Here is a 14,623-nt window from a genome sequence, read left to right as displayed (position 1 = left end):
TCTAACAGAGCGTATCGGCGCGCTCGATAAAGGGCGCAAGACTCATCTTCTGGCTCGGGTTTGCCGGGTCATCAATCTGAATAACGCCGATCGGTTGTCCCTTGCTTTGACCGCTGGCTACCTGCTTTTCTGCCACATCGTTCAGTGGATATTGCACCAGCGTGCTGGGGTTAATCGCGTACAGGGCATGGCCTGGACGGCAGGTGAGCATGACCTCTTCCCGATTGAAAGCCCATTTTTCTTTACCCACTTCGAAGCGACTCACGGTAATCACCTGTGGGGCAGCAAACGCGGAACTGGCACATGCCAGCAATAAAAGTGAAAGCACTGTTTTTTTCATAACGTTAAACCTTGTCAGAAAGGCTCCCAGGTGGCGAAAAGACTGACTACTGCCAGCACCAGCGCCCCTAATACAACCTCAGCCTGTGTCATCCAGATAAAAAATTGTTGCTCACGCCCGGCATCAGGGCGGAATCGTGGCACCAGAACATACCGATTCACCAGCGCAATGGCTACCATTAGCGCCACCAGCGCACATTTGAACAAAAGCATCTGCCCATATTCCGTGCGCCATGGCAGGGTTATTCCGAGGATCAACAGCATGTTAACGATACCGGATAAAATCACACCCGCCACCGCGTAGTGACCCATCCGGGAAAAACGCATCATGGTATAAATGGCCGGATTGCGCCAGCGCCCCTTAGCCAGACGCAAACAAAAAATGAGCGGCAGCAGCGCGCCCACCCACATTGCTGCACAAAGCAGATGAATTGCATGATTGACGCGTTGTAAAACGCCCTCTGCGCCGTCATGCATCGCCGCATGTCCGACACCCGCCAGAAGCACGAACTGACCGGCTGCCAGCAATAATAACAGCCGCGCACTTTTGATTGGGGCAATCCACGCCGCACATGCGGTCAGCACGGCAAAAACAATCTGCCACAGCCAGACGCTGCCAAACTGGGTACTGGCAACCGCCATCCAAACTTCAGGACGGAAAACGTCAGCCCAGCCATCGCCCATTAAGCCGCCCTGCGTCGCCAGCATCAGCACCGCTGACACAAGACTCGCGATGGCAGCGATTTTTTGCTGCCGCTGAAAGCGACGCGTCATCAGACGCTGCAACGAGGAAGGCGCCAGCCACGCGCAATACAACGCGTTACCGAAAATCAGCATTAGCGCGGCGAAGTGCACAAAGCGCAGGGCGACGTAGCTGAATGCCAGCATGTTATTTCACGCTGAAGTGATAACTGCCTTTGGTTTTGTGACCGTCAACGGACACTACATGCCAATCCACCTGATAGGTCCCCGGGGTTAATGCTTGCTCAAGCGGGGCGATGAGCTGAGTTTTATCATTTTCAGCCCGTTTCACCGTTCCGACCTTAATGATTTGCTGCTTATCACCCGTGATCGAAATGCCGCTAAATTTTGGTTCAATACCTTCCGAAAAATTCAGCGTGAGCGCCTGCGGCGCGGCGACGACTTCCGCGTCAGCAGCGGGATATTGATGTTTCAGATGCGCGTGCGCCAGCGCTGCGGGAGCCGTCACAATGGCAAGTACAAAGGTCAGTGCGCAAGCCGCGCGGGATGCGGTAAATACCATATCAATCATTCCTTTTGGTTATGTCTATATGACAGAGGATAACGCTGTATAATATCTGAGTCGAGGATCATCCTCCGGCGGCTTGTCAACGACATGTAACCGCGGTAACGTTGGCGCCGCAAAAACAGGAGAAGAGAATGAAGATTAATCTGGCGACCCTTCCTCAGGACGAAATGGATAAAGTCAATATCGATTTGGCGGCGGCAGGCGTGGCATTTAAAGAGCGCTATAACATGCCTGTCATTGCCGAAGTGGTCGAGCGCGAACAGCCCGCTCATCTGCGCGACTGGTTTCGCGAACGACTGATTGCGCATCGCCTCGCCTCCGTGACGCTGTCGCGCTTACCTTACGAACCTAAAGTTAAGTAAACGCTTCATCTGGTGACATTTCCTTACAGGGATTGTGGCAGGATAAGAAAACCCTGAAGTATTCAGGTGTATTATCGAATCTCTGCGACGAAGTGTATAAGGAAATCACGATGTCTCCATGGAATGTTGCCGCCGCTCAGTACACCCCAGGCCGTCAGGGCATTGACGCCCACGTTCAACACCACCTGCGCTTTATCGACGCAGCTGCCCGCCAACAGTGCCATTTACTGGTCTTTCCAGAACTCTCATTGACGGGCCCTGCTAATGAGAGTGGTCTATTGGTCGCCCCGCCCAGTGAGCACGATTTGGCGCCTGTCGTTCGCGCCGTTCACACACACAACATTACGGTGATCGCCGGCGTAACGCTCAACAGTAAAGGGATTCGCCAGAAAGGCGTGGCGCTGTTTTCCCCTAAAATGTCCAGACCGTTGTGCTATCAACAGGGCAGCGGTGCGTACCTTTCCGCAGACGACCCGCACCTGCTCATCGTTGAGAACAAAGCAGAACTCCCTCCTGTCGATCCGCTGGCCGCATTATTTACCAGCAGTCAGGCAATCGGTGAAACGCGATGCCGCGACTCGATTAGCCGTTTGCAGCGTTTCGCCCATAAATACGCTATTGCCGTCCTGATGGCGAATGCCTACGGGAACAGCGCGCTGTGGGATGCGAGCGGCCAATTAATTGTTCGCGCGGATAAAGGCGAACTCTTATTAACGGGTTCCTGGGGTAAGCAGGGTTGGCAAGGTGATATCATTCCATTACGCTAAACGTTTTAAGGCCAGGAGCGAGCCATGCTGCGTGTCATCGATACCGAAACCTGCGATCTGCAGGGCGGAATTGTCGAGGTCGCGTCTGTTGACGTCATCAACGGACAGATAGTTAACCCGATGAGCCACCTGGTTCGTCCCGATCGTCCTATCAGCCCTCAGGCGATGGCGATCCATCGCATCACTGAATCGATGGTGGCCGATAAACCGTGGATTGAAGAGGTGATCCCGAACTACTACGGCAGCACATGGTATGTCGCGCATAACGCGAGCTTTGACCGCCGTGTATTGCCCGAAATGCCCGGGGAATGGATCTGCACCATGAAGCTGGCGCGGCGCTTATGGCCGGGGATTAAATACAGCAATATGGCGCTGTATAAATCCCGCAAGCTGAGCGTGAAAACGCCGGAAGGTCTTCATCATCACCGCGCACTCTATGATTGCTATATCACGGCAGCATTGCTCATCGATATCATGAATAACTCGGGATGGACGCCGGATGAGATGGCGACCATCACCGGCCGCCCGGCGCTGTTGACGACCTTTACCTTCGGTAAATATCGTGGGAAAGCGGTGTCCGAAGTGGCAGAGCGCGATCCGGGATATTTGCGCTGGTTATACAACAACCTCGAACGCATGAGCCCGGAGCTGCGCCTGACGCTGCGCCATTATCTGGACGAAGCCTGATCGGCTGAACGGCCTTGCAAAGCCCCCTGCGCAAGGCCAATGATAAAGGCATATTCCAACGCCACCCCTTCATAAGATTTAAAGCGGCCGGATTTACCGCCGTGCCCGGAATCCATATCCGTGCAGAGCAGCAGTAAGTTATCGTCCGTTTTCACTTCGCGTAGTTTCGCCACCCATTTTGCCGGCTCCCAGTATTGCACCTGGGAATCATGCAGGCCCGTCGTCACCAGCATATGAGGATAGGCTTTGGGCACAACGTTATCGTACGGGCTGTATTCCTTCATGTAGCGATAATAGGTTTCATCCTGCGGATTGCCCCACTCCTCAAACTCGCCGGTGGTTAAGGGGATCGACTCATCCAGCATGGTGGTCACCACGTCGACAAAAGGCACTTGCGCGACAATGCCCTTAAATCGTTCCGGACGCAGGTTGATCACTGTCCCCATGAGCATCCCGCCCGCGCTGCCGCCCATGCCAAAGCACAGGTCAGGATCGCCGTAGCCTTTCGCGATAAGATCGTCGCAAACGTCGAGATAGTCGTTAAAGGTATTTTTCTTCTTCAGGAACTTGCCGTCTTCGTACCACTGCTGCCCCAGTTCGCCGCCGCCGCGGATGTGCGCAATGGCATACACAAATCCCCGGTCGAGCAGGCTCAGCCGGCTGCTACTGAAATCCGCATCCATGCTGGATCCGTACGAGCCGTAGCCGTAAACCAGCAGGGGATTTTTGCCTTTGCGGAAATGATCTTTGTGATACACCAAAGACACCGGCACTTCTACGCCGTCGCGAGCCGTCACCCACAGGTGTTCACTGCGGTAATGGCTGGCGTCAAACCCGGTGACTTCCGCCTGTTTGATCACTCGACGTTGTCCGGTATCCATATCCAGTTCGAACAGCGTGTCCGGGGTGGTCATTGATGAATAGCCGTAGCGTAGCCGCGAAGACTCCGGTTCGGGATTGTGACCAATCCACGTCACGTAAGCCGGATCGTCAAAGGCAATACCGACCACGTCGCGCGTTTTGCGGTTTATTTGACGAATGCTGGTCAGCCCGCGCTGGCGCTCTTCAACCACCAGCCAGTCGGTGAACAGGGTAAACCCTTCCAGCATGACATGATCGCGAGCCGGGATCAGCACTTCCCATTTACGTTCATCACGCACTTTGGTTTTGTACAGGCCAAAGTTTTTACCTTCGCGGTTAGAGCGCAGATAGAAAGAGTGCTGGAAGTGATCGAGACTGTATTCATGGTCTTTACGGCGCGGTAAGAAACAGAGCGGCTGGGCATCGGGCAATTCAGCATCCAGCAGCAGCACTTCCGTGGTGGTCGCACTGCCCAGCGAGATAATCACATAGTGTTTAGAGGTGGTTTTATGCAGACTGACGTAAAACGTCTCGTCTTTTTCTTCATACACCAGCTCATCGCTATCCGAGGAAGTACCCACCGTATGGCGCCACACCTGATAAGGCAGCAACGTTGACGCGTGTTTTTTGACGTAATACACCGTTTCTGAATCATTTGCCCAGACGAAGGCTGACGAGACGTTATCCAGCATCTCTGGATACCAGTTCCCGGTCTCCAGATTGCGGAATCGCAGCCCATATTGCCGCCGAGAAAGATAATCCTCCGCCAACGCCATAATGGTGTTATCAGGTGAAATGCCCATCCCGCCGAGGGTATAGAATTCGCTGTGCGCAGCGCGCTGATTGGCATCAAGCAGGATTTCCCAGTCGTCCCACTCGGCGCTCAATACCGACTGGCGTTGATAAATAGCGTATTCGTTGCCCGGTTCGTAGATGTGACGATAGCGGTAACCGTTTCGGGTCCAGGGCGCAGAGACATCACGCTGCGGTTCGCGCGCGACCATTTCCGCCAACAGTTCATCCTGCAATGCCTGCTGAGAAGCCATGACCTGTCGGCCATAGTCATTTTCCTGGTGAAGGTAGTCGAGAACCTCTGGCTGCGAGCGCGAATCGTCCCTCAGCCAGTAGTAATTATCGATGCGCGTGTCACCGTGAGTGGTGAGCGCTTTTGGAATACGTCGGGCTTTTGGCAGCATATCAGTGTTTCTTTTATGTTTTACACCCTATAAGGGTGGCAAAACACACGCATGATGCAAGCGAAACGTGACAGCCGCAGGCGAAATTTACCCCGGTAATGCCTGTTTTTGCGCCTGAATATCCTTTTCGATGCCTTCGCGAACATCATGCGGAATTTTGAGCGCGTCACCCAGCGCATTCAGATAGCTGCGTTCCATAAAGTGATCGATGTCGATGGCCGCACAGCTGAGGAAGTACAGCTCAAGCGCTTCCTCTTCGTTTTTCACACTTTGCGCCAGACGCACGGGATCCAGCGGCTGTTCAATCGCCTGAGCGACTAACGCTCTACCCTGCTCTTCAACGCCCGCTTCCTGCATCTGCTGCTCAATGGCGGAGCGCTCCTGGTCGTCGATGTGTCCGTCGCTTTTAGCAGCAAAGACCAGCGCCAGAATTAACCGCTCGGTACGCACATCGATTGGCGACGTGTGTTGTCCAAACTGGGGTTCGCCCTGATGGGCCGTTCGGACTTTATCCTTGTATTTATTCCAGAGCACCGTTCCGGCAATGGCGCCTCCACCGGCTAACAGTGCGCCGGTGCCATATTTGGCCAACAGCTTTCGCGAGGATTTGTTCGCCACCAATAAACCTGCCAGACCACCCAGCGCACCCGGTACCAGTAGTTTGCTCAGCCCCTGCTCGCCGGATGATGACGCCTTTTGACCTAACATCGACTGCAATTGATTTAACCAGCCTGACATATTTTTCCCCACTTATCCGTTCACAATGATCACAGCCTAAGCGAGGTGATGTCAGGAAATGTCTGTCCGTGCAAAAGAAGCGCAAATTTCCTCGCCAGGCATCATTACCTTCCCCGGATGAAGACATACGCAAACGTTTTCGTATATACTGCGCGCAACTTTTTCAGGGGGATTTTATGACTTGTTTAGGAACTGCGCTGCGTCCGGCAGCCACGCGCGTCATGCTGTTAGGTTCAGGCGAGCTGGGAAAAGAAGTGGCCATTGAATGCCAGCGTCTGGGCATCGAAGTGATCGCCGTCGATCGTTATCCCGATGCCCCAGCCATGCACGTCGCGCATCGGTCGTACGTTATCAATATGCTGGATGGCGATGCCCTTCGCGCACTGATCGAACGCGAGAATCCTGACTATGTCGTGCCGGAAATTGAAGCCATCGCGACGGACACATTGTTGTCACTGGAAGCGGAAGGCCAACGCGTTGTGCCTTGCGCTCGCGCCGCGAAGCTGACCATGAACCGTGAAGGCATACGCCGTCTTGCGGCGGAAGAGCTGGCAATCCCGACGTCAAGCTACCGCTTCGCGGACGGTAAAGCCGATTTCCTGCAGGCTGTAGAAGAGATTGGTTACCCGTGCATCATTAAACCGGTAATGAGTTCCTCGGGTAAAGGGCAGAGTTTTATTCGCGATGAAAGCACACTGGATAAAGCCTGGGACTACGCCCAACAGGGTGGCCGTGCGGGCGCCGGACGCGTTATCGTCGAGGGGGTGGTGAAGTTTGATTTCGAAATCACCCTGCTCACGGTAAGCGCAGTTGATGGCGTGCATTTCTGCGACCCGATTGGACACCGTCAGGAAGACGGGGATTACCGTGAATCCTGGCAGCCGCAGCAAATGAGCGCTCTGGCGCTTGAGCGCGCGCAGGAGATCGCCCGCAAAGTGGTCATCGCACTGGGCGGTTTCGGCCTGTTTGGAGTGGAACTGTTTGTGTGTGGCGACGACGTCATTTTCAGCGAAGTGTCCCCTCGCCCGCACGATACCGGCATGGTGACGCTGATCTCTCAGGATTTATCAGAGTTTGCGCTGCACGTGCGCGCATTCCTGGGGTTGCCTGTGGGCGGAATTCGTCAGTACGGTCCGGCCGCGTCCGCCGTGATCCTGCCAAAGCTCACCAGTCAAAACGTAATGTTTGATCGCGTGGAATCTGCCGTGGGTGCAGGTCTGCAGGTACGTTTGTTTGGCAAGCCGGAAATTGACGGTTCGCGTCGTCTGGGCGTGACGTTAGCAGTAGCGGACAGCGTAGAAGAGGCTGTTGCGAGAGCGAAAAAGGCCAGTGCGAGTGTGATCGTCAGAGGATAAACAAAACGGGCCGTTTGGCCCGTTTTTGATGGTCTTACTGCTTCGCGCCTTCGACTGCTTCGCGCGCCAGTTTGGTAATGCGCTCCCAGTCGCCCGCTTCCAGCGCATCCGCCGGAACCAGCCAGGAACCACCGATACACAGTACGCTTTTCAGCGCCAGGTAATCGCGGTAGTTTGCCGGAGAGATACCGCCAGTCGGGCAGAAACGCACCTGAGAGAACGGGCCTGCAATCGCCTGCAGCGCTTTAGTGCCGCCATTCGCTTCCGCCGGGAAGAATTTGAACTCTTTAAGACCGTAGTCCATACCCAGCATCAGTTCAGAAACCGTGCTGATCCCAGGAATCAACGGGATAGAACCTTCTGTTGCCGCTTTCAGCAGTGGCTCAGTCAGGCCCGGGCTGATGGCAAACTGCGCGCCTGCTTCAGTCACTTCAGCCAGCTGCTGTGGATTCAGCACGGTACCGGCACCGATAATTGCATCAGGGACTTCCTTCGCAATGGCACGGATGGCATCCATTGCGCATGGCGTACGCAGCGTCACTTCCAGAACACGAACCCCACCTGCAACCAGTGCTTTCGCCATCGGAACGGCGTGCTCCAGTTTATTCACCACGATAACCGGCACTACAGGACCGGTTGTCAGGATTGCTTCCGCACTTGTTTTCCAGTTTTTCATCAGTGTTTTTCTCTCGCCAGATCGATAATTCTTGTCGTCTTAAAACGTAATACAGGTCGCACCCTGTTCAGCGCCGGAAAGTTTCTCGCGCAGCGCACTGAACATTTCGCGCCCTGTTCCCACACGCGACGCGCTCAGGTCAGGAATATGCGGCTTACGGGCTTCAAGTTCGGCTTCATCCACCAGCAGGGTCAATTCGCCTGTCTGGCCATTCACGCGGATGATGTCGCCATCGCGGACTTTCGCCAGCAATCCACCATCATAGGCTTCGGGCGTGACGTGAATCGCTGATGGCACTTTACCTGATGCGCCAGAGAGTCGTCCATCGGTGACCAACGCAATTTTGAAACAGCGGTCCAATAATACACCAAGTGGCGGCATAAGTTTATGTAATTCTGGCATGCCGTTCGCTTTTGGTCCCTGATGACGCACCACCACCACGCAGTCTTTGTTTAACAGTCCCGCTTCGAAAGCAGGCAAAACATCGTGCTGGCTTTCAAAAATAACGGCCGGCGCTTCTACCACCTGGTTTTCAACCGGCACCGCAGACGTCTTCATGACCGCGCGACCAAGATTTCCGCTCAATACTTTGGTGCCGCCATGGCGGGAGAAGGGTTTATCAAACGTCGCGATAACGGCTTCATCGAGAGGCTCACGCGCACCGTCGCGCCAGTCCAGTTCGCCGTTATTCAGCCATGGTTCCATGGTGTAGCGCTGCAGGCCAAAGCCCGCAACGGTGTTAACGTCTTCGTGCAGCAGACCGCCTTTCAGCAACTCGCGGATCAGAACCGGTACGCCACCTGCCGCCTGGAAGTGGTTGATGTCTGCCGGGCCGTTCGGATAGAGACGCGCCATCAGCGGAACCACATCGGAAAGCTCAGAGAAGTCATCCCAGTTAATCAGAATGCCTGCCGCGCGCGCCATCGCCACCAAATGCATGGTGTGGTTCGTTGACCCGCCCGTCGCCAGCAACGCGACAATACCGTTCACCACCACTTTTTCGTCAACCATTTTGCCAAGCGGCATCCACTCGTTTCCGTTGCCGGTCAAGCGCGTGACCTGACGCGCTGCCGCTTCAGTCAGCGCCTGGCGCAGCGGGGCATCCGGTTGAATGAACGATGAACCCGGCAACTGCATACCCATAAATTCCACGACCATCTGATTGGTGTTGGCCGTGCCGTAGAAGGTACAGGTGCCCGGTGCGTGATAAGAGGCCGCTTCTGCTTCAAGCAGGGCAATACGATCGGCTTTGCCCTCGGCATAAAGCTGACGAATACGCACCTTTTCTTTGTTCGGCAGGCCGCTCGCCATCGGGCCAGACGGCACGAAAATAGCCGGTAAATGGCCGAATGAGAGCGCGGCCATCGCCAGACCCGGGACGATTTTATCGCAGACGCCCAGGTATAACGCGCCATCGAACATGTTGTGCGACAAACCGACCGCTGCTGACATGGCAATGATTTCGCGGCTCAGCAGTGACAGCTCCATGCCGTCCTGCCCCTGCGTGACACCGTCGCACATGGCCGGAACGCCGCCTGCGACTTGCCCGACTGCGTTGGCGCTGTGCAGCGCTTTACGGATGATCTCCGGATAGTGTTCGTAGGGTTGATGCGCGGACAGCATGTCGTTGTAAGAGGTGATAATCGCAATATTGTTACGGAGCATGCTTTTCAGCGACGCTTTATCTTCTGGCTGACAGGCAGCAAACCCGTGGGCCAGATTACCGCAGGCCAGTTGGGAGCGATGTACCGTGTCGGTTTTGGCCTGCTGGATGCGGGCGAGATAGGCAGAACGTGTCTTTTCCGAGCGTTCGATAATACGCTGTGTTACCCGTAACATTACTGGATTCATAAAGGGCTCCTCAAATTTATCTGTCCGTGCTCATGGTTAACAAGGTGATGCGCATGTATTAACAAGGCTGAAACGCTTGTGGTCAGGAGCTCAGGGGCAAAATCACTGAGGCTAGTGTAATAAAAAAAGCTCCGTGGGTGAATCCACACGGAGCTTAAATGCTTAAAAATTGTGCCACAATCTGTGTTAGATCATGTTACCGGTAAAATAACCCCTTAGGATTATCCGCCAGAATTACTCAAACTCGTTCCAGGAGCGGCCGTCACGGGTGATCATCGCGACAGATGCCACGGGTCCCCAGGTGCCCGCCTGATACGGTTTAGGCGCATCCTGATCGGCGGCCCACGCTTCCGTAATGGAGTCGACCCATTTCCATGCCTCTTCAACTTCATCGCGACGCACAAACAGCGCCTGAATACCGCGCATGGTTTCCAGCAGCAGACGCTCGTAAGCATCGGCAAGGTGCGTTTCGTTGAAGGTTTCGGAGTAACTCAGATCCAACTTGGTGGTCTGCAGGTTGTGCTTGTGATCCAGCCCCGGCACTTTGTTCAGAACCTGAATATCGACACCTTCGTCAGGCTGCAAGCGGATGGTCAGCTTGTTCTGCGGCAGTTCTTGCCAGGACTCTTTGAACAAATTCAGCTCTGGATTTTTGAAATACACCACCACTTCGGAACATTTCGTCGGCAGGCGTTTCCCGGTGCGCAGATAGAACGGGACACCCGCCCAGCGCCAGTTATCGATATCCACGCGGATAGCGACAAAGGTCTCAGTGTTGCTGGACTTATTCGCGCCCTCTTCTTCCAGATAGCCCGGTACTTTTTTACCCTGCGCAAAGCCAGCGGTGTACTGCCCACGAACGGTCTTCTCACGCACGTTCGAGCGATCGATACGGCGCAGCGACTTCAGCACTTTCACCTTCTCATCACGGATGTTATCCGCTGAAAGGTCAGACGGTGGAGACATCGCAATCATGCACAGAATTTGCAGAAGGTGGTTCTGGATCATGTCGCGCATCTGACCGGCCTGGTCGAAATAGCCCCAACGGCCTTCAATGCCCACTTCCTCGGCCACGGTGATTTCGACGTGATCGATAGTGCGGTTATCCCAGTTATTGGCAAACAGGGAGTTTGCAAAACGCAGCGCCAGCAGGTTCAGTACCGTCTCTTTGCCGAGATAGTGGTCGATACGATAGACCTGACACTCTTCGAAATATTCGCCCACCTGATCGTTGATTTCGCGTGACGTCGCCAGCGAGGTTCCCAGCGGTTTTTCCATCACCACACGCGCTGGTTTTGCGTTGAGTTTCGCTTCACCCAGGCCTTTGCAGATCGCACCAAACGTACTTGGCGGCATGGCAAAATAGTTAATCGTTACGCGATTTTCCTGGTCAAGCATCTTACCGAGGCGTCCGAACGCGGTGGTATCGTTGACATCCAGGTTGCAGAAATCAAGACGACCGCTCAGCGTATCCCATAAACTTTCATCAATTTTCTCTTTCATGAAAGTCTCGATCGCTTCGCGCACCACTTTGGTGTAAGCGTCTTTGTCCCAGTCAGCGCGACCCACGCCCAGGATGCGGGTATCCGGGTGAATCTGGCCTGCTTTTTCCAGTTGATACAGGGAAGGCAGCAATTTACGACGTGCAAGATCGCCTTTCGCGCCGAAAATGACCAGGTCACATGCCTGGGCTGTTTGCGTTACCGCCATGTCATTCTCCTCAGTTGGATTCCCTGGTGCTTATGCCAGGATATCGTTGTAATTTTATTACAACGCACTGTACTGCTTTTACGTCATTCCCGAAACCATTTGCGCTTATCCTCACGTGCGATAACGCGTTTTTTCGCTCATTATGCGTTTCAGTTAGGGGAATAAGGATGAAACCGTTGAATCTTTGTTCGACCTGATTTTGCCAAAACTCGACAGCGATCAAGTAATGAAAAAATACAACAACTTTTGATGTCGTTAATTAGCCCTCGGCCAGGCTAGAGGGGTATATTCTTCCTCATTAGAATCACGATTTCTTCTATTAATGAAATCGCTTCCACACGTGAGCGCCTTGTCATAATGAACATGCTGGAAAAAATCCAGTTTCAACTGGAACACCTTAGCAAATCCGAGCGGAAAGTGGCTGAAGTTATTCTCGCCTCCCCTGCTCAGGCCATTCATTCAAGCATCGCCACGCTGGCACAAGAATCCGGTGTGAGCGAACCCACCGTAAACCGGTTTTGCCGCAGTCTGGAGACACGCGGTTTTCCTGATTTTAAACTGCATCTGGCGCAAAGTCTGGCAAACGGCACGCCTTATGTAAATCGCAATGTCGATGAAGATGACAGCGTCGAAGCCTACACCGGTAAAATTTTTGAATCGGCGATGGCGACGCTGGATCACGTCCGCCAGTCGCTGGACAGAGCCTCAGTCAATCGCGCCGTGGATTTGCTGACCCAGGCGAAAAAGATTGCCTTCTTTGGCCTTGGCTCATCGGCCGCAGTCGCGCATGATGCGATGAACAAATTTTTCCGTTTTAACGTGCCGGTTATCTATTCTGATGACATCGTCCTGCAACGCATGAGCTGTATGAATTGTGATGAGGATGACGTGGTCGTGCTTATCTCGCACACCGGGCGGACCAAAAGTCTGGTAGAACTGGCGCAGTTAGCGCGTGAAAACGATGCCATGGTCATCGCAATCACCACAGCTGGCACCCCACTGGCACGAGAAGCGACCCTAGCCATTACGCTCGACGTACCGGAAGATACGGACGTCTACATGCCGATGGTGTCCAGACTGGCGCAATTAACCGTCATTGACGTGCTGGCAACCGGTTTTACGCTGCGTCGTGGGGCAAAATTCCGAGATAACTTGAAGCGGGTCAAAGAAGCGCTTAAGGAATCGCGTTTTGATAAAGAGTTGCTCATTAAGGGCGATGTACCCTAAATGATGTTATAAGGTTGTTACTTTTTTCGGTATTCGGTAAGTTTCTACACAGCGCCGAATCAATGTTCACGCAACACCAAAGTTGTTTCAGTCAACGGAGTATTACATGTCCAGAAGGCTTCGCAGAACCAAGATCGTTACCACCTTAGGTCCGGCTACTGACCGCGATAATAACCTCGAGAAAATTATTGCCGCAGGCGCCAACGTGGTACGCATGAACTTCTCTCACGGTACACCAGAAGACCACAAATTACGTGCAGACAAAGTCCGTGAGATCGCGGCTAAACTGGGGCGTCACGTGGCTATCCTCGGTGACCTGCAGGGTCCGAAGATCCGCGTGTCGACATTTAAAGAAGGCAAAGTTTTCCTCAATATCGGCGACAAGTTCCTCCTGGATGCCAACCTGGGTAAAGGTGAAGGCGACAAAGAGAGAGTCGGCATTGACTATAAAGGTCTCCCCGCTGACGTTGTGCCGGGCGATATCCTGCTGCTTGATGATGGTCGCGTACAGCTGAAAGTGCTGGAAGTTCAGGGCATGAAAGTGTTCACCGAAGTCACGGTGGGCGGCCCACTGTCAAACAACAAAGGCATCAATAAACTGGGCGGCGGCCTGTCCGCAGAAGCGCTGACTGAGAAAGATAAAGCCGACATCATCACCGCCGCGCAAATCGGCGTCGACTATCTGGCCGTCTCCTTCCCGCGCTGCGGCGAGGACCTGAATTATGCACGCCGTCTGGCGCGCGATGCTGGCTGCGATGCCAAAATTGTCGCGAAAGTCGAACGTGCAGAAGCCGTGTGCAGCCAGGACGCAATGGATGATGTGATTCTGGCCTCCGACGTAGTGATGGTGGCGCGTGGCGATCTGGGTGTTGAAATTGGCGATCCGGAACTGGTTGGGATCCAGAAAGCGCTGATTCGCCGTGCGCGTCAGCTGAACCGCTCGGTGATCACCGCGACTCAGATGATGGAGTCAATGATTACCAATCCAATGCCAACGCGTGCAGAAGTGATGGACGTGGCAAACGCCGTGCTGGATGGGACCGATGCCGTGATGCTGTCGGCGGAAACCGCAGCGGGTCAATATCCTGCTGAAACCGTTGCTGCCATGGCGCGTGTGTGCCTGGGCGCTGAGAAGATCCCAAGCATTAACGTGTCTAAGCACCGCCTGGATATTCAGTTCGACAATGTGGAAGAAGCGATTTCCATGTCCGCCATGTACGCGGCAAACCATCTGAAAGGCGTAACCGCCATCATTACTATGACGGAATCAGGCCGTACGGCACTCATGACGTCACGTATCAGCTCTGGTCTGCCTATCTTCGCCATGTCCCGCCACGAGCGCACGCTGAACCTGACGACGCTGTACCGTGGCGTCACGCCGGTGTACTTCGACAGCACCAGTGATGGCGTTGCGGCTGCTAACGATGCCGTTAACTTGCTGCGAGACAAAGGCTATCTGGTGTCTGGCGATATCGTTATCGTCACCCAGGGCGACGTAATGAGCACCATTGGCTCAACAAACACGACGCGTGTCATGACCGTCGAGTAAATGCGTTAGCTGTCGCGCATAAAAAAATCCCCCGT

14 protein-coding genes are annotated in these 14,623 nt (G+C 54.2%); 6 read left to right on the top strand and 8 right to left on the bottom strand.

Annotated elements, in window-relative coordinates; genetic code table 11:
• Nucleotide 1: 1 nt before the first annotated feature.
• Genes AC0LWE_RS00270 through yobA form a run of 3 tightly spaced genes read right to left on the bottom strand, consistent with a single transcriptional unit; the run spans nt 2 to nt 1,603 of the window.
• Complete coding sequence (locus AC0LWE_RS00270) at nt 2-340, bottom strand: YebY family protein (RefSeq protein WP_216981270.1); 339 nt, start codon at nt 338-340, stop codon at nt 2-4.
• A gap of 14 nt (nt 341-354) precedes the next feature.
• Nucleotides 355-1,227, bottom strand: a complete 873-nt coding sequence (gene copD / locus AC0LWE_RS00265) for a copper homeostasis membrane protein CopD (protein ID WP_216981269.1) — start codon at nt 1,225-1,227, stop codon at nt 355-357.
• Between the two features lies 1 nt (nt 1,228).
• Entirely contained in the window at nt 1,229-1,603 is a 375-nt protein-coding gene (gene yobA / locus AC0LWE_RS00260) for a CopC domain-containing protein YobA (protein WP_059179724.1), read from the bottom strand.
• 137 nt (nt 1,604-1,740) lie between these two features.
• Between yobA and AC0LWE_RS00255 the strand changes: the two genes are divergently transcribed.
• The 3 genes from AC0LWE_RS00255 (at nt 1,741) to exoX (ending at nt 3,425) form a co-directional block, all read left to right on the top strand.
• Nucleotides 1,741-1,971 (top strand): DNA polymerase III subunit theta, encoded by a 231-nt coding sequence (locus AC0LWE_RS00255; protein WP_131487922.1) that lies wholly within the window; start codon nt 1,741-1,743, stop codon nt 1,969-1,971.
• 110 nt (nt 1,972-2,081) lie between these two features.
• Complete coding sequence (locus tag AC0LWE_RS00250; RefSeq protein WP_216981268.1) at nt 2,082-2,738, top strand: carbon-nitrogen hydrolase family protein; 657 nt, start codon at nt 2,082-2,084, stop codon at nt 2,736-2,738.
• A gap of 24 nt (nt 2,739-2,762) precedes the next feature.
• The gene (gene exoX / locus AC0LWE_RS00245) at nt 2,763-3,425 is read left to right on the top strand and encodes an exodeoxyribonuclease X (RefSeq protein ID WP_219347647.1); all 663 of its coding nucleotides are present in this window, start codon (nt 2,763-2,765) and stop codon (nt 3,423-3,425) included.
• On the opposite strand, the gene ptrB is transcribed toward exoX, so the two are convergent.
• On the bottom strand, nt 3,407-5,482 hold the full coding sequence (ptrB, locus tag AC0LWE_RS00240; RefSeq protein WP_219347646.1) for an oligopeptidase B: 2,076 nt from the start codon (nt 5,480-5,482) through the stop codon (nt 3,407-3,409). The two genes, exoX and ptrB, sit on opposite strands and share 19 nt — an antisense overlap.
• An 87-nt stretch (nt 5,483-5,569) precedes the next feature.
• Entirely contained in the window at nt 5,570-6,220 is a 651-nt protein-coding gene (locus AC0LWE_RS00235; RefSeq protein WP_216981266.1) for a tellurite resistance TerB family protein, read from the bottom strand.
• Nucleotides 6,221-6,396: 176 nt separating this feature from the next.
• Between AC0LWE_RS00235 and purT the strand changes: the two genes are divergently transcribed.
• Complete coding sequence (purT, locus tag AC0LWE_RS00230; RefSeq protein ID WP_219347645.1) at nt 6,397-7,575, top strand: formate-dependent phosphoribosylglycinamide formyltransferase; 1,179 nt, start codon at nt 6,397-6,399, stop codon at nt 7,573-7,575.
• 34 nt (nt 7,576-7,609) lie between these two features.
• On the opposite strand, the gene kdgA is transcribed toward purT, so the two are convergent.
• From kdgA to zwf, 3 genes are all read right to left on the bottom strand, one after another.
• The gene (kdgA, locus tag AC0LWE_RS00225; RefSeq protein ID WP_216981264.1) at nt 7,610-8,251 is read right to left on the bottom strand and encodes a bifunctional 4-hydroxy-2-oxoglutarate aldolase/2-dehydro-3-deoxy-phosphogluconate aldolase; all 642 of its coding nucleotides are present in this window, start codon (nt 8,249-8,251) and stop codon (nt 7,610-7,612) included.
• Between the two features lie 39 nt (nt 8,252-8,290).
• Nucleotides 8,291-10,102, bottom strand: coding sequence for a phosphogluconate dehydratase (edd, locus tag AC0LWE_RS00220; RefSeq protein WP_174343333.1), 1,812 nt, complete (start codon nt 10,100-10,102; stop codon nt 8,291-8,293).
• 234 nt (nt 10,103-10,336) lie between these two features.
• Complete coding sequence (gene zwf / locus AC0LWE_RS00215) at nt 10,337-11,812, bottom strand: glucose-6-phosphate dehydrogenase (RefSeq protein ID WP_131487908.1); 1,476 nt, start codon at nt 11,810-11,812, stop codon at nt 10,337-10,339.
• A 357-nt stretch (nt 11,813-12,169) separates the two neighbouring features.
• Between zwf and AC0LWE_RS00210 the strand changes: the two genes are divergently transcribed.
• Nucleotides 12,170-13,039, top strand: coding sequence for a MurR/RpiR family transcriptional regulator (locus AC0LWE_RS00210; protein WP_174343334.1), 870 nt, complete (start codon nt 12,170-12,172; stop codon nt 13,037-13,039).
• A 106-nt stretch (nt 13,040-13,145) separates the two neighbouring features.
• The gene (gene pyk / locus AC0LWE_RS00205) at nt 13,146-14,588 is read left to right on the top strand and encodes a pyruvate kinase (RefSeq protein ID WP_059179714.1); all 1,443 of its coding nucleotides are present in this window, start codon (nt 13,146-13,148) and stop codon (nt 14,586-14,588) included.
• The last annotated feature ends 35 nt before the right edge of the window (nt 14,589-14,623 follow it).

The sequence above is a fragment of the Lelliottia sp. RD5 genome, assembly GCF_056032945.1.
Note: the sequence above shows the minus strand (reverse complement) of the source record. Positions and strands in the feature narration are given on the sequence as shown.

Coding starts and splice junctions, on each gene's coding strand:
- AC0LWE_RS00255 (WP_131487922.1), top strand. CDS start 1,741: ATGAAGATTAATCTGGCGACCCTTCCTCAGGACGAAATGGATAAAGTC.
- purT (WP_219347645.1), top strand. CDS start 6,397: ATGACTTGTTTAGGAACTGCGCTGCGTCCGGCAGCCACGCGCGTCATG.
- pyk (WP_059179714.1), top strand. CDS start 13,146: ATGTCCAGAAGGCTTCGCAGAACCAAGATCGTTACCACCTTAGGTCCG.
- edd (WP_174343333.1), bottom strand. CDS start 10,102: ATGAATCCAGTAATGTTACGGGTAACACAGCGTATTATCGAACGCTCG.
- zwf (WP_131487908.1), bottom strand. CDS start 11,812: ATGGCGGTAACGCAAACAGCCCAGGCATGTGACCTGGTCATTTTCGGC.
- AC0LWE_RS00270 (WP_216981270.1), bottom strand. CDS start 340: ATGAAAAAAACAGTGCTTTCACTTTTATTGCTGGCATGTGCCAGTTCC.
- AC0LWE_RS00235 (WP_216981266.1), bottom strand. CDS start 6,220: ATGTCAGGCTGGTTAAATCAATTGCAGTCGATGTTAGGTCAAAAGGCG.
- AC0LWE_RS00250 (WP_216981268.1), top strand. CDS start 2,082: ATGTCTCCATGGAATGTTGCCGCCGCTCAGTACACCCCAGGCCGTCAG.
- exoX (WP_219347647.1), top strand. CDS start 2,763: ATGCTGCGTGTCATCGATACCGAAACCTGCGATCTGCAGGGCGGAATT.
- copD (WP_216981269.1), bottom strand. CDS start 1,227: ATGCTGGCATTCAGCTACGTCGCCCTGCGCTTTGTGCACTTCGCCGCG.
- AC0LWE_RS00210 (WP_174343334.1), top strand. CDS start 12,170: ATGAACATGCTGGAAAAAATCCAGTTTCAACTGGAACACCTTAGCAAA.
- yobA (WP_059179724.1), bottom strand. CDS start 1,603: ATGGTATTTACCGCATCCCGCGCGGCTTGCGCACTGACCTTTGTACTT.
- kdgA (WP_216981264.1), bottom strand. CDS start 8,251: ATGAAAAACTGGAAAACAAGTGCGGAAGCAATCCTGACAACCGGTCCT.
- ptrB (WP_219347646.1), bottom strand. CDS start 5,482: ATGCTGCCAAAAGCCCGACGTATTCCAAAAGCGCTCACCACTCACGGT.